Consider the following 22,220-nt stretch of genomic DNA (forward strand, 5'->3'; position numbering starts at 1 on the left):
CAAAAGTATCAGTGGATTTTGGATTTTGACGGAGTTTGAATCATCCAAGAAGTGATGCTGGAAGTCAATGATTTAGGACTTGTCTTCCTCCAGACGCCCGGTGGAAACAGAACGAACAGCGATGAACGCAGGCGACCTCCTTGTTCCCTTGGACTGCGCAGCCCGACGATGCATTGAATTGTCACCTGTCAGGTTGCTCTTACTGGAAATGTCTTGCGACGTGATGTTCAATCCATCTGATTGGTCAAAAATAGAGCGGTTTCCAACTACAGATTACGTGTGCTTTGAGGTAACCTGCCGTTGCTCAATACTGCGGAGTACGAAAACCATGAAGAATGATGAGATGAAAACTAGAGTTGGAAAAATGGAGGCTGCAGCAATCTTTTGTTGCTTGGGGTTGCGTAGCATCACGGTCTTGCGAGCACCTTTCAGACAACAATACAATGGTGATCCGCTTTGCAATTAATCTGTTTTCCCAACTGTTCCCACCCATTGAATCGTTTTCTCAAAAGGATCTCGGAAATGAAAAAGTGGATACTGATTTCTGTATTGACAACCTGTTACTTAAGTGGATTCGCATGGGACGGTGCGGGGCAATGGTCTCTGACCGTACACGCTGCTGATCATGACGGCGAGATGCAATCGACTCGCGGTGACTTCCAGGAATACTGCAAGACCATGAAGGGACGGTGGATCGGTGAGGTGGTTTGGGTCACCGACTGGCCTGGTTTCGGAAAAAAAGGTGACAAGGTCACGGGTTATTCCGATTTCAGAACCAGTCAGAATGGCAACGTGATGCACGGCCGATTTAATGCCGGGCGCGGTTCGGGTGTTGGCATGTACCATTACGATGCGGGTAAAAAGCAAATCCAAGGTCGATGGATTTCCTCAGGTGGCAATGTTTGGAATCAAGTGATTTATAAGAAGAATGGTCAGTGGCATGAGGCGGAAACAGGTAGTACTGTCGATGGAAAACCAATCAAGCAGTCGTCTATCCGCCATATTTCTGATAACGGTAAGACGCATCGTCGGTCTGGAACTGTTCAGGTTGATGGGAAGACAGTTGATCCTCTACAAGATACCTGGCGCCACATCGGTGACTGACGCATTGCTGTCAGAATGCGGATTGAACTGAAGCGGATGCAGTGTGATTTGCCCACGGCTGTCGAACGGCTCATTGAGCGGCGACACCTGTGGGCGAAGGTCGATCTCATTCTCGGATTTTAGAAAGAATACGATCATCTCGGGCGCCTCTCCTTGCCGACAAACATGTTCTGGTGCAGTCTGTTGAGCCGTGCGCGACACGGCGACTTCACTGGCCGATCTCCTTCGTCGCATGTCAAGCCAAATCGTAGCGACTCCGCGTTCGATGTTGCTAGAGACTTTTCTGTAGCTTGTCCCGTCGCTTTTGGGTGACGCGTGATGTGTGGATGTCGTTCGTAACAGGGCCCTTTTTTAGAAAGCAATATATCTGGATTGGATTCTTCAGCATGAATTGCATTACAGCCACGGAGAATCGCATTGAAGTAGCGACGCTCAAAAGCTGCATTCGAGCCAACCATTGGAACTTGAATTTTCCGAAAGAGCGACAGTGAGTGATCATCAATTGCTGAAAATGCCGGATTTCTATGTGGTTGGCGCCGGCCGCGCTGGGACGACGTCGTTGAGTCACTACCTGGCGCAACACCCGAAACTCTATGTACCGTCTTCCAAATCGTGCAGCTTCTTTTATGCGTCTGATCTGACAGGATCCCCGCTGGCGGATAATCACGCAGCGATACCGGAGTGGTTTGTTCAGGACAAAGTCAAGTATCATTCATCCTATTCATCGGCTCCGGTCGCGGCGATTCGTGGGGATGTTTCCCCGGTTTATCTGGCATCCACACGCGTGGCTTGTCGGATCGCTGCAGCCCGTCCGGACGCGAAGATTATCGCGATCATGCGGAATCCTGTTGATCGTGTCTATTCGCGATATGTAGGCCGCCGCCGCGACGGCTTGGAAACGACAGCCACATTTGAAGAATTGGTAGAATCTGAGATTAGCATGGATCTCGTACGTGATGATGCGCACGCGACTTATCTAGCAGGCGGCATGATGTCGCACTATCTCTGCTCTTATTTCGATGCATTTCCCGCCGAGAATATCCAGATTCACTTCTATGAGGAATTCGCGGGGAATACACGAGAGGTGATGGCATCAATCTGTCGCTTTCTGGCCGTGGATGAGGATTTTCGGTTCGATGTGGATCGGATCTACAACGCCAGCGGAGGCCGCATTCAGAATGCGGCCGTCGGGCGGATCTGGGCATCAAGCTTGCCTTTACGCAAGGGGTTACGGCCTTGGTTGCCGAAGTCGCTACGGGATTCCATGTTCAGGAAAGTGACGGCCAAGACTGAGAAGGTGCCGATTAAACCGGAGACTCGGCGCAGACTGATTGACGTCTATCGTGATGACATTCAGAAAATGCAACACTTGACGGGCCGCGACCTGTCTGCGTGGTTGAAACAGCCAGCCGTATAAGCGTGGGCAGTCCGCTCGAGTGAACCCAGACTGCTGTCGTCGAAATTAGAGTTGAATTGACTGATTGCCGGCGGGTTGCCTGGGAGGCTAATTATACTGGAAGTGAATGGCTTTGAACGGCCAGGAACGCATGAGCACGACCCCTATTAAGACCGAAATGTAGGTTGGCCTTGCACCCTTTGTTGCCAATCGTTCGATCTGCTTCTTAATGATTGAGTTCGTTTTAGTCTACCTTCTCCCAGTTGATTCGACATGTGTTGGTGGTTGATTGTGTTGAATTTGATACCTGTAAATTCGTTCTGGTCATTGGTGGCAACGTTAATTGCGCCGGCTTGGATGGCAAGTGTGTGTGGTTCGGCACGGTTTGCGAAGGTGTTTCCACATGAGGCTTGGTTCACGCGTCTCATCTTTCTGGTCTGGTCCAGTGTGGTAATCGCTTCCTGGTACTGCCTGCCAGTGTTGCTTCCATGGTTGTTGCTGTTGGCGGTTGGTACTTGGACGGTGATATTTTGCTGTGATTTGCGTGGGCAAAGAGCTGCGCGTGGGACGCCTCCCGGACGACTCTGGATCTTGGCCGGGGTTCGAGCACTCGCCGATCGTGACTATTACCTTCGCAATTTCGAACGGTATGGGCCTGTCTTCAAGATGTCGCAGTACGGTGCGCCCACGATCTGCGTGCTTGGACAGGAGAGGATTGAAAAACTGATCAAGGGTCACTCGGGATTTCTGGGACCCAGCACTTTGCCTATCTCCAACAGCGTTGAAGGGACCTTTCTACGCTATATGCCGAAGGTGACCCATGCGTTTTACGGAAAGCTATTTCGTCGCGCAATGTCGATGTCATTCGAGCCGAGTCAGGTTCGGCAAGTGGACCGCATCTGCGAAAGTCACCTCGCGTCTCTCGCAGAACACGAGTCAAGTCCCTATCCGGAGTTACAGTCGCTCGCCAGACGCTCGCTGAACCATCTGTTGTTGGGGCTTGGTGCGGAGACTCCCGAGGGGCAGAGGTTCGATGAACTGGCTCGCGGGTTCGCAAAGGCGGGTATCGGTAGGTCGCTGGTCCACCGCGATCGACAGGCATTCGCGGAGCTGCGGCGGATTCTTGCCGAGAAGGTGGAAATGGATGCGGCGGATATTGCCCGTGATGCTGATGCGGCCGATGGAACGTCCGTGCTGGTACGATTGCGACAGCTAGATCCGGCCATGCCAGACCGCGTTTGCCTGGATAATCTGATTGTCATGCACCGCATCGCGACCGGTAACGTTTCATCGCTGCTTGTTTGGCTGCTGTACCGTTGGGCCACTGAGGATACCATTGTGTCCGAGATCAGGGCGGAGCCATCTGATACGCGTGAATCGTTGCTGGCTCTTTTTCTGGCTGAGACGCTCCGCACGAGTCAGAGCGAGTACCTCTACCGGCGTGTGGTGAAAGAGTTTGATTTCGAGGGCTATCGGTATCCAAGCGGCTGGTTGGTTCGTGGCTGTGTGTGGGAAAGCCACAGCACGACCGATGCGATCGACGATCCGGCGCGGTTTCAACTGCGACGTGGGGACGCAGACTATGATCGTCGACACTTTATTCCGCTCGGTGTGGGCAGCCATGCCTGCAATGGTGGCGGTGTAAACGAGCTGATTTGTCTTGCCTTCCTGAAGCAACTCCTGTGCGCAGCCGATGTTCGCGTCACCTGTGCGGAACCGCTACAGCGTCAGATGAGGCATTGGAGTCATTGGCAACCGAACTATGCGATGCGGGTCAACTGTGGGGGAATCGCATGACACAATCAAACGACTTGACCCGACAACGCCACTGGGAAAAGATGGCTGACGAGTCGATCGACAAGTTTTCAACATCGTTATGGCGTTGTTTCTGCGACCAACTGTACCTTCGATTCCTGAACGAATGGACGGGCGATCGGCGGTTTCGAGCGGCGTTGAAGACTGATCTCTTTGACGAGGTGGTCGGCGATGGACTGGCGGAATGGCTGCTGTCAGCCAGTGATCGTGTGGAGGGTATTGACCTCGTATCGACGATTGCTCAGCAAGCCGCTCGCCGTCATCCAGGGCTCGTCGCACGTCAGGCCGATGTGAGGTGTCTCGACGCCTACCCTGTGGACCACTTTGATCTTGTGGTGTCTAACTCGACGCTGGACCATTTTGCCGACGCATCCGATTTGGCTGTGGCGATCGCGGAGCTTTCTCGGGTGTTAATGCCCAACGGTTTGCTGTTCATCGCGTTGGACAATCCTCAGAATCCGATTGTAAACGTCCGTAATCGCTGCTCGTCATCCTCCGAGGGGAACAGTCAACTGATACCCTATTTCATGGGCCACACCGTATCCCAGGCCGAACTCTGTCGAATGGTGGAGACGACCGGTCTGATCGTGGAGCGGAGCGATCATTTGATGCATGTTCCCCGCGTGCTTTTTCTGCACGCCAGCAAGATCTTCTCGCCGGAGTTGCGGTCGGGACAGGCGCTGCTCGGACTAATGCATGCCTTCGAGGTTTTGAATTATCTGCCGACGCGATTTTTGACGGGGCACTATTCTGCCGTGTTGGCGAGGAAACCGAACTGATGCGAGAAAATAGTTGCCGGCCGGCGTTCTTTGTGGTGGGTGGCAGTCGTTGCGGCACCACCAGCCTGCACCACGCGTTGGTTCATCACCCGGGAATCTTCGTGCCACGCAATAAGTCTCCAAACTATTTCACGGCCGAAGATCTGGCGGACTTTCCGGGGTCGGTGGCGATGGCTGCCATGAAGGGACATGCGATTACGAATGAGTCCGAGTACTTGGAACTGTTCGCTTCCGCAGCCGACGGGCAGTTGCCAGGCGAGGTCTCGCCCGTGTACTTGCAGTCGATCAACACGGCGGGCAGAATTTCGGCCTTTGCGCCAGAGGCGCGGATCGTAGCGATTCTTCGCGATCCTGTTGATCGAGCCTTCGCCCATTACATCGGACGCCGCCGGGATGGCCTCGAGTCGCGCACGAGCTTCGCCGAGGTGATCGCTCCGGAACTGGCCGATCGTGGACCAAAATCGGTGGCGTTTAACCAGTATCTGGCGATCGGACGCTATGCGCACTTTTTGAAAAGCTTCTACCGCGAGTTTCCCGCCGAACGCATTAAGCTTCTATTCTTCGACGACCTGGTTCACGATCCTATTGAGGTGCTCCAAGAACTATTTGCCTTTCTTGGCGTTGAGCAACTGGGGGATCGATTACCGCTGGAGCAGAAGAATCGAGGGGGCATCATTCGTAATCCCCTGCTGCGAGCCGTCTGGACTCGGTCCGCGTTGCTGCGAGCTCGTCTTCGCCAGCATATACCGGAAACGGTCCGTGATTCGGTAGGCCGGACATTCCTGGCAAATATGCGGAGGCCGACCCTTGAGGCGAGTATTCATCGTGATCTGACCGAGTATTTTGCGGATTCACTGAGTGAACTCAAAGCCTTCTGTGGAGATCAATTGGGTAATCGATGTCCATCCGTGCGATGGCTTCATCAAATCGAAATGAACAGGAAACGAGCGGACACGTGGACAGTGTAATAAGATCTTCCGTTGAGTTTCAGGTGAATGGCCGTCGATGCAATGTCTCGGGAGAAGATGTTTTTTTGACGGTCAGTGAGTTCGTGCGTGAAAAACTGAGGTGTACCGGTACGAAGACGGCTTGCGAGGAAGGCGACTGCGGTTCATGCACGGTGCTGATCGGGCAGCCGTCCGAACACGGCATGGATTACCGATCGGTCAACTCATGCATTCGCTTTGTCTTTCAACTCGATGGTTGTCATGTGATTACAGTCGAGGCGTTGGCGGCAGACGGTCAACTCACACCCGTCCAGCAGACGATGATCGACTGCCACGGTTCGCAGTGTGGTTTCTGTACACCGGGCTTTGTGATGGCGATGACCGCCGTGTGTCACAAGCGAGCGGAGTCTTGCGATGATACGCGGCCCGTTGATTGGCCGGTGGAACTCGCCGGAAACCTTTGTCGCTGTACAGGCTACTTGCCGATTTTCGAGGCAGCTCAACGATGCGAGTTGCTGGGTGCAGAGACCGTGAACTGGCCACCGATTACAGAGACATTCCAGGAAAGGTGTGCGTCGCTCCGAAACCTGCCGTTCGATGTGACTGGTACGCATCGCGGACAGCCTCGCAGGGTTCTCAGCCCCGTCACGTTGGACGACGCACTGCGCATCCGCGCTGAACATCCCGATGCGCAGGTGATTGCGGGCGCGACGGATCTAGGAGTCCGCTGGACGAAGTCGCGGCAGGCTGTATCGGAGTGGATCGACCTCGGACGCGTCGCGGAGTTGCGGGGGGGCGTCGTTGTGCCGGCCGGTAACGGCAGTCGATCAGGGAAGGAAGCCGATTCGCGGGAGACGCCCGCGATCGATGCGGGAGCGATGGCGACCTGGTCGGAATTGTTGCAGCTTGCCGAAAAGGTGTTGCCGGAATTTGCCGAATTGCTGCAACGGTTTGGTGGTCCTCAGATTCGCAATGCGGGGACGATCGGGGGGAATCTTGTCAATGCGTCCTCCGTAGCCGATTCACTGCCACTGCTCTGCGTCATGGAGGCCGAGTTGGAACTGGCTTCGCGTGAGGGGCGACGTTGGGTCGGGATTAACCAATTCTTTACAGCGAATCGCAGGACCTTGCTTCGAGACGATGAATTGTTGGCTCGCGTGCGACTCCCGCTGCCCTTGTCTCGCCAACGATTGCGTCTCTATAAAGTGAGCCGACGTCGCGACTTGGACATTGCGACAATCACAGCAGCCATTTGCGTGCAGGTAGAAGACGGACGCATCGAACAGGCCGCGATCGCGGTTGGGGGAGCGGGGCCGACGGTGCGGAGACTGAAGCGGGTTGAGGGCTGGTTGATCGATCGCCCCTGTGATGAAGAGACATTCACGCGGGCAGGCGAGGTTGCGGTGCAGGAAGTGTCGCCCTGGTCCGATGTACGCGGATCGGCCGAATATCGTCGCCAACTCGTGCGGAGTCTCCTGCTGCGGTACTTTCATGAAATGGCGTCTGGAATTGAGGCTGCTGAGTAGATCGCAGGTGCGGTAAGACAATGACGCAAAAGCTGAAGCAAAAAACATCTGGATCGGTCGGCACGCCAATCGCCCTTGAATCGGCGATCGGTCATGTGACGGGAACGGCCGACTTTCTAGCCGATATTCCACCTCGGTCGGACGAGTTGTGTGTTGGACTCGTCGTGAGTCCGCTGGCAAGTGGGCGAATCATTGAGGTCGATGTGGCGACGGCACGCACCTTGCCCGGCGTTGCGGTGGTGCTCACGTCGGATGACCTGCCAGCCGCCCGGCGGTTTGGGCCATTACAGGCGGATGAACCCGTCCTGGTGGAAGGTGAAGTGTTGTATGTTGGTCAACCGGTGGTCGTGATCGCGGCCGATTGCCCGGCGACGCTGGACCAAGCCCGGAAGCTGGTGCGGATAGAGATCGAAGAGACGCCGCCGATCCTTTCGGTCGACGAAGCGGTGGCACGGCAGCGGTTTCTGGGGCCCGAGGTGCGGTTCCAGCAGGGCGACGCGACGTCGGCGATGACCAGGGCTCCGCATGTGCGGGAGGGAGTGTTTCACACGTTGGGGCAAGAACATTTTTATTTCGAGACTCAGGCGGCACTGGCGGTTCCCGGAGAGGATGGGCAGATAACCATTCACTCGTCGACGCAAGGGCCGACGGAGATTCAACGCGTGGTATCGCTCGTGCTTGGCATTGGCATGCACCAAGTGGTGGTTGCCTGCAAACGAATGGGGGGTGGATTTGGAGGAAAGGAGACCCAGGGGACGTTGCCCGCGGTGCTGGTCTCGTTAGTCGCACGGGCCACCGGCCGAGCTGCTCGGATCGTTTATCGTCGGGAGGAGGACGGTGAGTTGACCGGTAAACGGCACGCTTACCGCGCCAATTGGCAGATCGGGTTCGACGACTCAGGACACGTGCTGGCCTATCGCGTGCATTTCTATTCCGATGGCGGTGCAGCCATGGACCTGTCTCAGGCTGTCTTAGAACGATCGATGTTCCACGCCGACAATGCCTATTACCTTGAGCATGCTGACATTCGAGGACAAGTCTGTTTCACGAACTTCCCGCCTGCGACGGCGTTCCGAGGTTTCGGAGGTCCTCAGGCAGTGGCAGTGATCGAGAACGCGATGCAGGAGATGACGGCCTGCTTGCATGGGAAAGGTGTCACAACTCTTGCCGCCGCAGACATCCAGACACGCAACCTCTACGGCCACGACGAAAGGAATGTTACTCCCTATGGCCAGGTCGTCCATGGAAATCACTTGGACCAAATTGTGGGGAAACTGCTTGTGAAGAGTGACTATCGGCCACGTCTGGCGGAAATCGAGCGGCGAAATGCGGTCGATCGTATCTGGCTCCGTGGGCTGGCGATGGTCCCTGTCAAATTTGGTCTGTCGTTCACGACCAAGATGTTGAACCAGGCGAACGCGCTGGTGCTGGTCTATGCCGATGGTACGGTGCAGGTATCGACAGGCGGTACGGAGATGGGGCAAGGATTGTACACGAAGCTTCGACAATTAGTCGCAGACGTGTTTGGTCTATTGCCTACGAGGGTGGTGATCATGACCACCTCAACAGAAAAGAACAACAATACGTCACCGACGGCTGCTTCGGCGAGTACCGACTTAAATGGCGCGGCAGCCGTATCAGCCTCGGAGACAATTCGCACGAGGTTGGCGATGTGGGCTGCGCGACATTTTGCTGGAGCGTCGAATCAAGCAGTGGAGGACATCGATCGGATCGCTTTCGAACAGGAATGGGTGTTCGATCGACGAGACCCATCACGCCGAATAAGATTCGCTGATGCTTGTGAAGGGGCGAAGGCGGACCGAGTGGATCTGGGGGCCCGAGGCTTTTTCGCGACGCCCGGAATCGATTTCAACCAAGAGACAGGGAAGGGGAATCCGTTTTACTACTTTGCCCAGGGCGCGACGGTAGCCGAGGTGTGTATCGACCGTTTCACCGGCGAGTTGACGGTGCCGCGCGCGGATATCCTCATCGATGTTGGACGGTCGATCAACCCTGCTATCGATCGGGGGCAGTTGATAGGTGGATTTGTGCAGGGGATGGGCTGGGTGACGAACGAGTGCCTGGTCTACGATGAGCGGGGCCGATTGTTGACGACGAATGCCTCGACCTACAAAATTCCCGCGGCCTCCGATGTGCCGGCCGAGTTTAACTGGGAGTTTTTCGCGACTGACGACTCGGTCACTGCGATTGCGGGCAGCAAGGGTGTGGGCGAACCGCCCTTCCTGCACGCGCTGGCAGTCTGGTCGGCGGCCAAGCACGCACTCGCTTGCGCGTCTCCATCCGCTGCCCGAAAACTCGGCCTCCCCGCCAGTGCCGAGGCGATCCGTGGCTCGCTGGGATAAATCTTCCGGAACGCGAGTCTCGCGTCCCTCGATGGCTCATTCGATTGCGGCGTTTCCCGCTCGTTGCGTCAAGAAATCGAAATTCACAAATAGCGCGAACCCTTGGGGCTGAGTGATGTCTGTCAAATCGATGCCGGGTCGTCGTCTCAGGTATCTTGCCGTAAATTTCAGTCCATATCTAAAACCCCCAAGGAGCTCTGAAATGCGATCTCGAACACTAACAAGTGCGCTGTTGAGCTCGAGCTTTCTGTTGGGGTAGTCCCGTCGTCTGCTGAGCTCTCACCGCAACGATTTCCTGTAGCTGATTTGTTTTTCTGCGCGCCCTGTGTGCGCCATTCTTCGAGAGAGCCAATATGACCCTTGATAAGCGTATTCGCGAGCAGTTGCTTGCGCATTGCGGACAACTTCACGACGACGATGGGGTAGATCCGCGTCAATTTTTTCGGAAAGAAAAAAATCGTACTCAACAGCATTACAAGGCTCAGCAACTCTGTAAGCAAGTTGCTGAGACATTAGCGCTCGTCTTAGCTAGCGAGTTTGCCGATGATCGACTTCACAATCTGCAGATCGAAAAAGTTGAACCGGCGCCTAATGCTTCTCAATTGTCCGTGACGTTCCGTACAGAGACGGTCTGTACTTGTGTTGAAAACGAAGCGATCCTGACACGACTCAACATGGTTGGTGGGCAACTTCGCGCTGCGGTAGCCGCTGCGATTACGCGAAAGCGTGCTCCGAAGCTCGTTTTTCGATTGGTCGGCCCGAGTGATGGCAAGGAGGTGGACGCATGAGCAAAAACGCCTCGAAGGGGAAATTGCGAACGTGGCTCACTGAGCCGTTGACAAAAGAAGTCAGCAGGTCGCTTCACCGCTTGGTGAATGCAGACGATGTCCAAAGAATCGTCGTCATGCCGGACGTTCACTTAGCCGCCGATGTTTGTGTCGGCGCCGTGCTGGCGACATCTCAACTCATTTATCCGGCAGCTGTCGGGGGAGACATTGGTTGCGGCATGGCTGCGGTGCGTGTGGATGGCGAGGCCGATTTACTGCACGGAGAGCAGGCAGCCTCGCTTTTGCTGTCGGCTTTATACAGTCGAGTGCCCACCAATCGCCACTCGCGGGACACCGCGCCCCATGCGCTGCCGACGGAATTGGGAAGTATTTCTCTGAATCATCCCAGCTTAGACCGACGTAAGCACCGAGATGGGCGTGTACAACTGGGTACCCTTGGGCGTGGTAACCACTTTCTCGAGTTTCAAGCAGATCAGGAAGGTCAACTGTGGTTCATGGTCCACAGTGGCTCTCGAGCGATGGGGCAGGCAATCACCGACTATCATTTGTCTCAGGCGGAAACAGGATTCACTGGCTTGAAGTACTTGGATTCGGAAACGATAGCCGGACAAGATTATCTGCACGACATGGAGTGGGCGCTTCGTTACGCTGAGCGGAATCGACTTTGCATGGCGAGAACCGTGGCAAGACTGTTGCACGACTTATTTGGCGTCGAGACGGATTGGACGTCGCTTATCCACGGTCACCATAACCATGTGGTTCAAGAAAAGCACTTAGGTGAAACGTTGTGGGTCCACCGAAAAGGTGCCCAATCATCACGACGCAATGAAGCGGGGATTATTCCGGGGTCGATGGGAACCGCCAGTTTTTTGGTGTCCGGCCGTGGTTGCCAATCATCGCTCTGTTCTAGTTCTCACGGAGCTGGACGCAAGCTGAGTCGCGGTAAGGCTCGGCAGGCGATTAGTACCTCGCAACTACATCGGCAGATGAGGCGAGTGCGATTCGATCATCGTAAGGCGTCAGTTTTGCGAGAAGAGGCCCCGGAAGCTTATAAGGATATCTATGCTGTGATGCGGGCCCAGAAAGAGCTGACTCGAATTACGGCTGAGCTGAAACCCGTTCTTTGTTATAAAGGGCATTGAATATTTGCCTTCTTATCGGCCTTCGGGGACACCGAGGATTTCTGACCAATCTCAGGTCTCGACTCGAAATTGTCGAAATCTGAGCTGAGGCACAGTTTGCAGCTAGGCCATGATCTTTAATGGATCGCAAAAAAAAATCTTACTAGGTCGGAATGTGCGATCGATGAGAGCCTTTCAACTCACTCACCTCTATCTTGATGCGGCTCGGATAGACAAAGATCTCAGCGAAGCCAATTGATTTTTTTTAGCTTGTCGTGTGCAGCCATGCGACACCCGCACTCCGCCGATTTTATCTTGGAAGGGATTTGATCTTCTGTTGAGATTCGCAGCAGGTAAGTCCCGTGTTGTCCATCGTTTGATACGACTTGCCGTACCTTGTTGTTGTTTGATTCGAGTTGTTTTGGGCTTCTTGCAAAGAGCGTGCAGGGCTGTGTCTCGCGCGGTGGCTGCCATGATGACAATGGCAGGCGATGGTGTGATCAGCGATGGATTGTCTCGTCCCCACAATCTCCCGGAGGTTTTTGTTATTGCGGATTGTTTTCTTTGGCGTCAAGGAAATCCAGCAGCAGTTGCTCGCTAATTCCGTGTGTGGCCCCGTGACCTTCGTTGTTCACCTTGCAGTGAACCACATCGCCATCCAGGTAGCTGAAGATTTCGACATTCTCAATGATTTTTGAGGGTTGAGATAACTGGTTTCCAGCGTGTCCCATTTCTTTCGCCCATAAAAAGGTCGATTCTTCGGCTGGAACAAACGCCAGCTTATCGCCCTTGGCGGGGATCACCTGGGAAGGCCCACCGAAATAGGGAACCAACTTGTCTTTCACGCCGGAAATATTCAAGAGTCGCCTGCCGCCTTGGGGAGTTGCGATTTTCCGGTAATTGTTGTCATCGCCTTTGGCTTTGAAATGTTCGCCGTCATGCTGCCACACGTTCAGTTGGCTAACGCCACTGATGTAATTACGAATGTTTGGCAATTTACTTTCGATTGCCAATTGGTTCACGAGTGCGGCGCCGTTGGATGATCCCATGATGGTGAAATTGTTGGAGTCCACGTTTTTCCGCGAAGCCAGCTTCAGAACGATGGCTTCGAGAAAACCGACGTCATCTGCTTTGGATCGCTCTGAAACGATGTTCCAGCTTTCCCGGTACCCCTGAGGAAATACCATGATATAACGTGCCGCGATCCGTTTTCGATGTCGCATTATCCCTCGCATGGCTTCCTGAGCATTACCCCCATTACCGTGTAAAAAAATGAGCACGGGCATTTTTCGTTGCTTGCTGGAACTATCCGGTTGTTGGGGGTTCGGCACACTGACGTAGTAAGGTCGCTTGAAATTCCGCTCCTGCGACCACGTCTGCGTCAAAAAATATTTGCCGGACTTCAGACGCGACTGGCCGTCTTCCGGAGCCTTCGGTCTCTCGGTCTTCACGGATACTCCGCGCCTGCCTTCCAATTCATTTTGTAGTTTGCTGATTTCGGGAGCTAGTTCTTCAATCGCCTCATCCCGATCGTTCTCCAGAGCCTCGAAGAAGTGGGAGATTTGTTCCACGAGTTCTTTATCGGCGTCGATCTGTTCCTGTAACGCATCCAGTTGCTGTTCAAGCTTGTCGCGAATCGGATTCGCAGCTTTCGGGCTGAGCGAGTGGAATTCGCCGTGAAGCTCTCGCAATTGTTTGAGCCGATCGACGGTCTTCTCCAGGTATCGACTCCAGCGAGTCGCCTCTTCAATCCCTTCGATTTCACGTAGCCGATTTGTAACTTCCTTGATCTCGTCGATTCGTTCGTGGAGTTCTCCATGAGCCTCCAACGCCTCGCGGAGATCGTCGATCCGGTGCTCGACGGCTGAGATTTTTGATTCCACTTGTTCCGTGAGCTTTTCGTTGTCGGATGACTCTGCTTGCGCCAACTGGTGGACTAGTCGATCGAGTTCTTTTTGGACCGCAGCGATACGATCAAGTTGCTCGAGTCGTCGTTGAATGCGGCGGGTCGCCTGCTCAAGGCCCAACAGCTCGTGACGTAATTCAGACTGCTCATGCTGAATCTCTCTCAGATCTTCGCTCGTGACGATAATTGCGGTATCGTCCCGAATGTTTTGAGTAAATGCGGCCCCAGCGAACAGTAGGGAGAGAACGATTGATCTAACGCAGGTGAACACGCGTTCGTGCGTCAAAGATTGGAGTTTGAGCATGACCGGTCTTTTTATCGAAGGTGAAAAGAGTAGGGAGTATTGGTTGACTCACGGCGCGGAGGATGCCTGGATTAACGGAAATTGATGCGGCCCTCTCGTAGTCTATCAAGCAGCAGGGAAAGGTGTCAGATGCGTTTTCGTTGGATTTTTGTCGGGTTTTAACTCGAACTGATCGTCGATGAGGGAGTGAACCAAACATCTGCTTGGAGTGACAGCAAATACTGGGTGAGAAACCTCCAAGCCTTTTTTGATTTGGAGTCGCTGAGCCTGATTCAGGCAAAGAATATAAAACGCCTTGCTGCTTTGGATGTTGCAACGAACCAACTCTTTCAACTTTAGGAATTTCCACGGTGATCGCGGTGGTGGTAGAATAATCGGCAGCCTTTACGGGGCATTGCCGAGATTCCCAAAGTTTAGGCCAGTGTTGGGCCAAGATGTCGAGAAGAGGGCAGAGAAACGACAACATGTCAGTGATTCGACTGTTTGTGACATTCATTCTGGTATCGATTTATGGGGCAGCGCAGGCTCAAGAATCTGTGATGGTGCCGAAGACCGCTGCGAACGTGTTGCAAGCGTATTGCATCGACTGCCATTCTGCCGACACGGACGAGGGAAACGTTCGTTTTGACTTGATCGGCGAACTCGATCTCGACGCGCGACTGGATCTCCTGAACAAGGCGCAAGAACAACTCTTTTTTGGGTTGATGCCGCCTGGCATGGAAGAGCAACCTGCGGATGTCGAGCGCGCGACGTTAATCGAATGGATATCTACTGAGCTCCGTCAACACAATGCGTCAAGTTTGGATGAAAAGCTTAAACGACCGGAGTACGGTAACTATGTCGATCACGACAAGCTTTTCTCCGGCGAATTCAAAGATCTGCCCGGATCTACCAGCGACCGGCGATGGTTGATCAGCGAGCATATTTTCAATGCAAAGATCAATCGGCTGCTGGACTACGAGGGAGTCCGAACGATTGATGGTCAACGAATGACTGTAATTGGCGACAACGGAGTCGGATTAGGGACAAGATTTGGTGGGGGCACTCTACGGCAAAGTATTGTCAACCCGTTTCTGCTTCCCAAAACGGTTGGTGTGCGGTACTACGACACCACGGCGTTAACCGGTGGACATTTGCTGACGATGATTGCCAATGCCAGCAAGATTGCTGGATACATGGCTTCCGAACAGGCAATGAAGTCGCACTATCCTGCCATGTCCCAAGTGATGCAGTTGGAGTTACGGAATCGCGAGATTCTGCGAGTCCGTCAACAATTCCTTGATCAGTTTATCACTCAGGTTGCCAGCGAATTGTATGGGGAACAAAACGACGAGCTGTTGCCGAAATTTGTGAGAATTGAGCTGGAACTGCCGGTCCTGCCACTCGACTCAAAAGGCAATCCAAAAAAGAAAGAAAGCAATCTCGGACTGCTCGACCGATACGATTCCGATGACATGCGGGCAATTTATCTAGGTATCGGCCAGTACAAGCGGGATGAGATCACTTTCGAACAGGTGATTGAACAGTGCGAACGCGATTGGTTTGTTTTCGGTCTTGCTGAATCGCGAATTCGTGAGCGTGTGGGAATTATGAACTCCCTCAATCGGTTGTGGGAGATGGACCTGATTTATGAAGACGTCAAAAGAAAGAAGCTGCGTCCAGCATCATACCAATCTTTGAGTGAATCAGAGATGCATGTTGTTCAGGCGTCGATCCTGAAACATCGAAAGCCTGGCGATACTTGGCAGCAGATTATTGACAAGTGCATGAATGACTGGCGGAAATTGTTCGAGCAGCAACGGGAATCAGTCGGTGCGCCGGGTGACGAGCAGATCGCCAACGTGGTGTCCGAACTTTCGGTGAAGATTCACGGACGTCAGCCAACAGCCGAAGAATTACAAGAGAAAACTGCGCTGACCAGATCGTATCTTGAGCGGCTCGGCACACAGGACGCTTTGGTCAGGCTGATCGAGACGCTGATCCTGAGTTCCGAATTTGTCTACCGTACGGAGTTCGGTCAGGGGCTGGCCGACGAACACGGCCGACGAATGATGTCGCCACGCGAGGCAAGTTACGCCATCGCCTACGCGCTTACCGACAGTCGTCCGGATGAAGAATTGGTGGCGGCGGTCGAAGCTGGCAAGATGAACACCAAAGCAGACTACCAGCGCGAAGTTCGTCGGATGCTCGAACGTCGCGATCAGTTTTACGTTATTGACGAGTCAGTACAGAAAGCCGGTTTTAACGCCAGTGTCACGAATCAGCCAATTCGTAAGCTGCGTTTCTTTCGTGAGTTTTTCGGGTACGGCAAAGCGATGACCATTTTTAAGGATGATGCGCGTTTCGGAGCGGGTCGGTACGATGATGCAAAAGGTCGTCTTGTAGATGAAGCCGATATGCTAATCGCACATATTCTTGAAGAAGATCAAGACGTTTTTGAGCAGTTGTTGACTGCCGATGAGTTTTACGTTTATCACTCCGGTGATAACGCCGCGATGCGTGTAGCCTCGGATCGACTACGAGTTATTTACGAGTATTTCAAGCCGTTTGACTGGGAGGATTTCAGCGAAGAACAGCTCTACGAACATTGGCCGTTCATCCAGAAAATGAAGATGCGTGGAACCGTCTTTCCGGATTTTGAAACCAACCAGCGACGCCGCGGCGGCTGGGTTAAAAGTTTCAAGACAACCATGACGAGTCTTGAACAGCGTTTTGCTAAAGGGCAAAAGTATGCCATCCCGTACGACGAGCTCCCCATGGCCTACTGGCACAAAGGAAACGCTACTGGTCGAACTGGCCAAGTCATGCGTGCTCACGAGGTGACCACCTATTTTAATATTGACTATCGCGACTGGGACTATCCCATCAATCAGCCGGCAAAGATCCCTAACCGCAAGGGAATGTTGACGCACCCCGCGTGGCTGATTGCTCATGCTCAAAACACCGAGACAGATCCAGTTCGCCGTGGTAAATGGATTCGCGAGAAAATGCTGGCGGGAACGATTATCGACGTCCCGATAACGGTGGATGCGGTGATCCCGGAAGATCATCACCAGACATTGCGTCAGCGTCTCGAAAAACGAACGGCTGATGAATACTGTTGGAAATGTCACCAACGAATGGATCCGCTGGGGCTTGCCTTCGAAGGCTACGACGACTTTGGGCGGTTCCGCACGGAAGAACGAATCGAGCACCCAGAAAATCTGATTCGCGAGGCAGACCGAAATTCGATCCCGAAAAATGGTATCCGCGTGGCGGAATATAAGACGTTGCCGGTCGATACCCGCGGTGTTTTGACGGGCACGGGATCCCCGTCGCTCGATGGGGAAGTTCGCGATGCCATTGACTTGACCGAGCGTCTGGCAAAATCGGCAAGAGTCCGGCAGTCGATCATTCGGCACGCGTTCCGTTACTTTTTGGGACGCAACGAAATGTTGTCCGATTCCAATGCACTCATCGATGCAGAGCAAATCTACCTCAGTAGCGGCGGCAGCTTTGATGCAGTAATCGTGTCACTGTTGTCCTCTGATTCGTTTATTTACCGTAAGGGAAATGAGAACTAGCGATGCTATTTAGCCGAAGACACTTCCTGAAAACATCGACGGCGACCGCCGGAGCGTTGGCGATTTCGCCGTCGTTTAATCATCTCCTGGCAGAGCCGAATCGGCTTGCCGCTCAGCCTCATCGGTTTGTCTTAATTCGTAAATCCAATGGCAATTTGCCCGCCATGTTTTCACTTCCGTCCTTTTCGGATCAGGAGAAAAAACAGCATAAAGAGAAAGTGGCGTTCGAGGCAGATTTGGACAGGCACGAATTGCCAACCTGGCTGCGAGCGTTGGATGGACATAAGGCTAACCTGACGATGTTGCATGGCTTATCAATGAAGATGAGTGGTGGCGGACATTATTCATTTACAGGTTGTCTGGGCGCCTATAAGGCAGGTCGAAACGTCGTCAATCGAATCAAACGAGCAACGATTGACTTTGAACTTGCCAGACTGTTTCCTTCGCCGTTTGGACATGTGGAGTTATCGCTGGCTTCCGGTTCAGGAACGGTCGCATTTCGCTCGGGAATTGTCCCCGGTTTTTCGGCTCCGGCGCCAAAGCAGCGTAATTATTGTTACGCTGATCCGCAGGCCGCCTATGATGAACTATTCAAATCCGTGACAAATACTGACGCGGTCGCATCGGAAAACGACTTGCTTGATTACCTACGTAACGAAGAAGGCGGGCGACTTTCCGGACTTGCCGGTTCGGAACGACTGAAGGTTAGCAATCACGTCGATTCAATTCAGGCAATTCGCGAACGAAATAATCGGGTCGCCTCACTATCAGACATCATCGAGAAAAACCTGCCAACTCTCGGAAAGGTGCACGCCAACGGCGGACCCGACGCGACACTCTTGCAGAAGCAAGAAGCATTTACCGAAGTTCTCCTGTCGGCGCTGATCACTGGTCTTACAAATGTCGTGACTTATACCATCGATGATCTTGGAACGCCCATCTCAACGATCCCGGGAAACAAGTCGAAGACGTCGATTCATCAGGTAGGACATCAGTCGCCCTCAGGTTTTCACGAAGTTCGGGAGCTCTTGCTGGCCAGTCACATGAGGCAGATCGCTCGAATTGTCGAAAAGTTGAAATCCGTTCCCGAGGGCGACGGCACGATGTTTGATAACACGACGATCATCTACATGCCGGAGACAGGGGATACGCATCACGGCTGGGGCACGGAAGCACCTATGGTGATCTTGACAGGTGCCAACTCAAAACTTGATCTTGCTGGCCGCTATTTGCGCCTTCCCTACCACGCGTCGGTGGGACATCAGACGTTGGGGAACTGGTACACCACACTGCTAAACGCCTACGGTAATCCGATTGAACACTACGGTGACCTCGATCCGGAACTCGAACGCAAACAGATGAACCAGACAGGCTCGATTAGGCAATTTTTGGTCTGACCTGGCGAACCGATGAGTCGGAATAACCTTCCGGTGAGAATTCAATGTCAATAAATCGTCCTCACATAAGCCGTCGCCGTATCTTGAAAGACTCGGTTGGAATTGCTGCAGCGTCGCTTTGCGTTGGGACGAACTCTCGTGCTTTTGGTTTTGAAAGTGCCAACGCACGTCCGCGAATTGCCGTGGTGGGTTGTGGAATCCGGTGGGATAAACAAGTGTTCGCACCGGATGGCCGTTACGGAGTCGGCAAGGAGTTTCCTAAGTTTGGCGATATCATTTCGGTTTGCGATGTGGATGCGAATCGGCTTGATCGAGCGACGGGTATCGTCAAAGGCTGGCTTGGTAAAGTTCCAGTAGCCACGACGGATTATCGAAAGATAATCGACGATCCGAAAATAGACGTGGTCCACATCAGCACGCCAGATCACTGGCATGCCAAAATCGCGATCGAGGCGATGTTGGCAGGTAAGGACGTGTATTGTGAAAAGCCAATGACGTTGACGATCGAAGAAGGTCGACGAATTTGTGATGTGTGTCAGAAAACGGGCGCCGTGTTTCAGGTTGGCACGCAACAACGTAGCTCGCGACGGTTCCTCAAGGCAATCGCGATGATTCGTGACGGTCGGATTGGGGGATTGCGCCGAGTGCAGTGTGCGGTGGGTGCCGCTCCGATAAGCCCCGATCTTCCTGCTGTCCAACCGCCCAAAGAGCTTAACTGGAATCAATGGCTGGGGCCGGCGCCGCTGACGGCTTATCGATATAAGCCAGAAGCGCCGAATATCATCAAATCATGGTCGCGATCTCATTACGAGTTCCGTTGGTGGTATGACTATTCGGGTGGCAAACTGACCGACTGGGGTGCGCACCATGTGGATATCGCAACCTGGGCGATGGACAAGATGGATACCGGGCCGCTCTGGATCGATCCAGTTAGAGTCGAGCATCCAGTCACGTTCAAAGATGGCGATCCGACCGTTGATAACCGGTACAACACTGCCACGAAGTTCAACATCAAAGCCAGTTACGATGACGGAGTAGAACTGATCATCCGCCACGATACGGACAACGGAATTCTTTTCGAAGGAACCCAAGGACGGATCTTTGTTAATCGCGGAAAACTTGTTGGTAAATCGGTGGATGAACTTGCCGCCCATCCGTTACCCGATGGAGCACTTGAGAAAGTTTATAAGGATCGAGAGCTGACCAACCACGTCGCGAATTTTTTCGAAGCGGTTGCTATGCGTCAGCAGCCGATTTCGGACGTCTTTAGCCACCACCGCGCGTTGACGACTTGTCACCTTGCCGGGATTGCTGCCCGACTCGGTCGGAAGATTCGATGGGACCCGAAAACCGAAAGAGTTGTCGACGACCAGATGGCTCAATCGCTGGTTGCGCGTGAGCAACGTCGAGGCTTTGGAATCGAGATGTGAGTTCGTTGCGCGGTGACTTGGTTGCTTGCCAAATTGCGAGTCTCCGCAAGCTGGAAGCTTGTACCGAAACGGGAAAAGATAAAGTAATGCTCAAGCATCATCAAACGATCGCGAAATCAGTCGTCATTCCTGTCTTCGTTACGTGTGCTGTGACGTGTGCCTTCAGTTTCGGAGATAGCACGGCTGCTGATGCCGTCAGGCAGCCTAACGTCGTTCTGATCATGGCGGATGACCTGGGCTATGGCGACCTCTCGTGTTACGGCAGTGATATGAACAAGACGCCCGTGCTAGATGAGCTCGCGAGCGAAGGCGCGAGACTGACCAGTTTCTATGCCGGTTGTACAATCTGTACTCCGTCAAGAATGGCTCTGCTCACGGGCGCCTATCCGCCGCGAACTGGCTGGCATGGTGGGGTCGTTGGCTATGGGATGAAACCGCACAATGGTTTGGCCCCCGCCGCGGTCACGATTGCCGAGATCTTTCAAGACGCTGGCTATCAAACGGCGCTAATGGGTAAGTGGCATCTGGGGGATACGCCGGAACTGTCTCCGATGAAACAAGGATTCGATACGGCTTTTTACATCAATAAGAGCAACAATCAGACAAAGAAACTTTGGCGAGGTGACCAGCTGATTGCTGATCCATTTGACAATCGGCGTCTGACAGAGCAGTTCACGTCCGAAGCGATTCGATTCATTGAACAGAATCGGAAGCGACCTTTCTTTCTGTACCTGCCACTGAGTGCCCCCCATTTTCCTGCTCAGGCTCATCCAGACTGGAAGGGCAAGTCGCAGAACGAGGCATATGGCGACGTTGTGGAAGAATTGGATAGCCGTGTTGGCGAGATCCTCGGCACCCTTTCGGATTGCAAGATTGCAGAGAATACTGTCGTCGTATTTCTGTCCGACAACGGTGTGGAACCGGGGCAGAAGAAATGGGCACGGTCGAATCCTTATCGAGGTTTGAAATGGGATTCGCTTGAGGGTGGTAATCGCGTGCCTTGCATCGTTCGATGGCCGAAAAGGATTCCTGCTGGTCAAGTTGTGGATGAATTGATTGCTGCCATTGACTTGTGTCCAACGTTGATCAACGCATGCGGCATTGAGTTGCCGGAACCATCACCAAGCAGCCCCAGACGTGACGGTGTGAACGTGTTGAGTACTCTCATGGGAAAAGCGGATCAACCTCACCCCAGGTCGAGCTTTTTGTACTGGCACGGCTGGGGAACCTTGCAAGCGATTCGAGTTGGAGAGTGGAAGCTCTATCTGGACGAAATAGAAGCAGTACCAGAATCAGAGCACGGGCCGGTGCTCATTAATCTCTCAAATGATCCGGCCGAACGGACGAACCTCAGTCAGGAACATCCGGATCGAGTCGCTGCCATGTTGGCTGAAGCAGCCAAGCAATTGTCTGACATCGAGGTGAACGCTATTGTCTTGGGCGGCCCTGCAGTTGACGAGAAGAGAGTTGCAAAACGCGCGAAGTGGTTGAAGTCATCAGGCCAGGGCAGCAATTCACTACGCCTTTAAGCACACTTGAAGGCGAGCTGCTAAACATGGAACAAAAAACAATCCCGATAAACGCTCACCCGTTGATGCAGGAATGGTGGATTCATCAGAGATCTTGCGGGCACTTGAAATTCGAGAGTTCATCTATTCGAGCGTAACCAGTCTCGTGGTTGCCTTCAGGGTTGTCTCGATTGGGTTAGTGAAAATATTTCGAGATAAGCCGATCAATCTCGACCGTCTTGAACTGCTCGATGAACTGGTAATGTTCTTCAT

General features: G+C 53.4%; 15 protein-coding genes. 13 read left to right on the plus strand and 2 right to left on the minus strand.

Annotated elements, in window-relative coordinates; all coding sequences use genetic code 11:
* Nucleotides 1-522: 522 nt before the first annotated feature.
* Entirely contained in the window at nucleotides 523-1,104 is a 582-nt protein-coding gene (locus P8N76_17735) for a hypothetical protein (protein MDG2383518.1), read from the plus strand.
* Here P8N76_17735 and P8N76_17740 read toward each other — a convergent pair.
* Nucleotides 1,072-1,338, minus strand: coding sequence for a hypothetical protein (locus P8N76_17740; GenBank protein MDG2383519.1), 267 nt, complete (start codon nucleotides 1,336-1,338; stop codon nucleotides 1,072-1,074). The two genes, P8N76_17735 and P8N76_17740, sit on opposite strands and share 33 nt — an antisense overlap.
* Nucleotides 1,339-1,591: 253 nt before the next feature.
* Here P8N76_17740 and P8N76_17745 point away from each other — a divergent pair, with 253 nt between their 5' ends.
* The 8 genes from P8N76_17745 (at nucleotide 1,592) to P8N76_17780 (ending at nucleotide 11,860) form a co-directional block, all read left to right on the plus strand.
* On the plus strand, nucleotides 1,592-2,521 hold the full coding sequence (locus P8N76_17745) for a sulfotransferase (protein ID MDG2383520.1): 930 nt from the start codon (nucleotides 1,592-1,594) through the stop codon (nucleotides 2,519-2,521).
* 270 nt (nucleotides 2,522-2,791) lie between these two features.
* Nucleotides 2,792-4,297, plus strand: coding sequence for a cytochrome P450 (locus tag P8N76_17750; GenBank protein MDG2383521.1), 1,506 nt, complete (start codon nucleotides 2,792-2,794; stop codon nucleotides 4,295-4,297).
* The gene (locus tag P8N76_17755) at nucleotides 4,294-5,094 is read left to right on the plus strand and encodes a class I SAM-dependent methyltransferase (GenBank protein MDG2383522.1); all 801 of its coding nucleotides are present in this window, start codon (nucleotides 4,294-4,296) and stop codon (nucleotides 5,092-5,094) included. The genes P8N76_17750 and P8N76_17755 overlap by 4 nt, the downstream gene beginning before the upstream one ends.
* Nucleotides 5,094-6,062 carry a sulfotransferase gene (locus P8N76_17760; protein ID MDG2383523.1) on the plus strand — a complete coding sequence of 323 codons (969 nt, stop codon included), beginning with the start codon at nucleotides 5,094-5,096 and terminating at the stop codon, nucleotides 6,060-6,062. The genes P8N76_17755 and P8N76_17760 overlap by 1 nt, the downstream gene beginning before the upstream one ends.
* Entirely contained in the window at nucleotides 6,050-7,567 is a 1,518-nt protein-coding gene (locus P8N76_17765; protein ID MDG2383524.1) for an FAD binding domain-containing protein, read from the plus strand. Before P8N76_17760 ends, P8N76_17765 begins: the two co-directional genes overlap by 13 nt.
* A gap of 20 nt (nucleotides 7,568-7,587) precedes the next feature.
* Complete coding sequence (locus P8N76_17770; protein ID MDG2383525.1) at nucleotides 7,588-9,930, plus strand: molybdopterin-dependent oxidoreductase; 2,343 nt, start codon at nucleotides 7,588-7,590, stop codon at nucleotides 9,928-9,930.
* A gap of 353 nt (nucleotides 9,931-10,283) precedes the next feature.
* Complete coding sequence (locus tag P8N76_17775) at nucleotides 10,284-10,718, plus strand: hypothetical protein (protein ID MDG2383526.1); 435 nt, start codon at nucleotides 10,284-10,286, stop codon at nucleotides 10,716-10,718.
* Nucleotides 10,715-11,860, plus strand: coding sequence for an RtcB family protein (locus P8N76_17780; protein ID MDG2383527.1), 1,146 nt, complete (start codon nucleotides 10,715-10,717; stop codon nucleotides 11,858-11,860). Before P8N76_17775 ends, P8N76_17780 begins: the two co-directional genes overlap by 4 nt.
* 524 nt (nucleotides 11,861-12,384) lie before the next feature.
* On the opposite strand, the gene P8N76_17785 is transcribed toward P8N76_17780, so the two are convergent.
* Entirely contained in the window at nucleotides 12,385-14,049 is a 1,665-nt protein-coding gene (locus P8N76_17785; protein MDG2383528.1) for a hypothetical protein, read from the minus strand.
* 464 nt (nucleotides 14,050-14,513) lie between these two features.
* Here P8N76_17785 and P8N76_17790 point away from each other — a divergent pair, with 464 nt between their 5' ends.
* Genes P8N76_17790 through P8N76_17805 form a run of 4 tightly spaced genes read left to right on the plus strand, consistent with a single transcriptional unit; the run spans nucleotide 14,514 to nucleotide 21,968 of the window.
* Nucleotides 14,514-17,612, plus strand: coding sequence for a DUF1588 domain-containing protein (locus P8N76_17790; protein ID MDG2383529.1), 3,099 nt, complete (start codon nucleotides 14,514-14,516; stop codon nucleotides 17,610-17,612).
* Nucleotides 17,613-17,614: 2 nt separating this feature from the next.
* Complete coding sequence (locus P8N76_17795) at nucleotides 17,615-19,009, plus strand: DUF1552 domain-containing protein (GenBank protein ID MDG2383530.1); 1,395 nt, start codon at nucleotides 17,615-17,617, stop codon at nucleotides 19,007-19,009.
* Nucleotides 19,010-19,053: 44 nt separating this feature from the next.
* Entirely contained in the window at nucleotides 19,054-20,439 is a 1,386-nt protein-coding gene (locus tag P8N76_17800; GenBank protein ID MDG2383531.1) for a Gfo/Idh/MocA family oxidoreductase, read from the plus strand.
* Nucleotides 20,436-21,968, plus strand: coding sequence for a sulfatase-like hydrolase/transferase (locus P8N76_17805; protein MDG2383532.1), 1,533 nt, complete (start codon nucleotides 20,436-20,438; stop codon nucleotides 21,966-21,968). Before P8N76_17800 ends, P8N76_17805 begins: the two co-directional genes overlap by 4 nt.
* Nucleotides 21,969-22,220 lie beyond the last annotated feature (252 nt).

The organism is Pirellulaceae bacterium, assembly GCA_029243025.1.
Lineage (GTDB): Bacteria > Planctomycetota > Planctomycetia > Pirellulales > Pirellulaceae.

Excerpts from the sequence above, each read along its gene's own strand:
- P8N76_17735 (MDG2383518.1), top strand. The coding sequence starts at position 523 with ATGAAAAAGTGGATACTGATTTCTGTATTGACAACCTGTTACTTAAGT.
- P8N76_17740 (MDG2383519.1), bottom strand. The coding sequence starts at position 1,338 with ATGCGACGAAGGAGATCGGCCAGTGAAGTCGCCGTGTCGCGCACGGCT.
- P8N76_17755 (MDG2383522.1), top strand. The coding sequence starts at position 4,294 with ATGACACAATCAAACGACTTGACCCGACAACGCCACTGGGAAAAGATG.
- P8N76_17760 (MDG2383523.1), top strand. The coding sequence starts at position 5,094 with ATGCGAGAAAATAGTTGCCGGCCGGCGTTCTTTGTGGTGGGTGGCAGT.
- P8N76_17770 (MDG2383525.1), top strand. The coding sequence starts at position 7,588 with ATGACGCAAAAGCTGAAGCAAAAAACATCTGGATCGGTCGGCACGCCA.
- P8N76_17775 (MDG2383526.1), top strand. The coding sequence starts at position 10,284 with ATGACCCTTGATAAGCGTATTCGCGAGCAGTTGCTTGCGCATTGCGGA.
- P8N76_17780 (MDG2383527.1), top strand. The coding sequence starts at position 10,715 with ATGAGCAAAAACGCCTCGAAGGGGAAATTGCGAACGTGGCTCACTGAG.
- P8N76_17785 (MDG2383528.1), bottom strand. The coding sequence starts at position 14,049 with ATGCTCAAACTCCAATCTTTGACGCACGAACGCGTGTTCACCTGCGTT.
- P8N76_17790 (MDG2383529.1), top strand. The coding sequence starts at position 14,514 with ATGTCAGTGATTCGACTGTTTGTGACATTCATTCTGGTATCGATTTAT.
- P8N76_17795 (MDG2383530.1), top strand. The coding sequence starts at position 17,615 with ATGCTATTTAGCCGAAGACACTTCCTGAAAACATCGACGGCGACCGCC.
- P8N76_17800 (MDG2383531.1), top strand. The coding sequence starts at position 19,054 with ATGTCAATAAATCGTCCTCACATAAGCCGTCGCCGTATCTTGAAAGAC.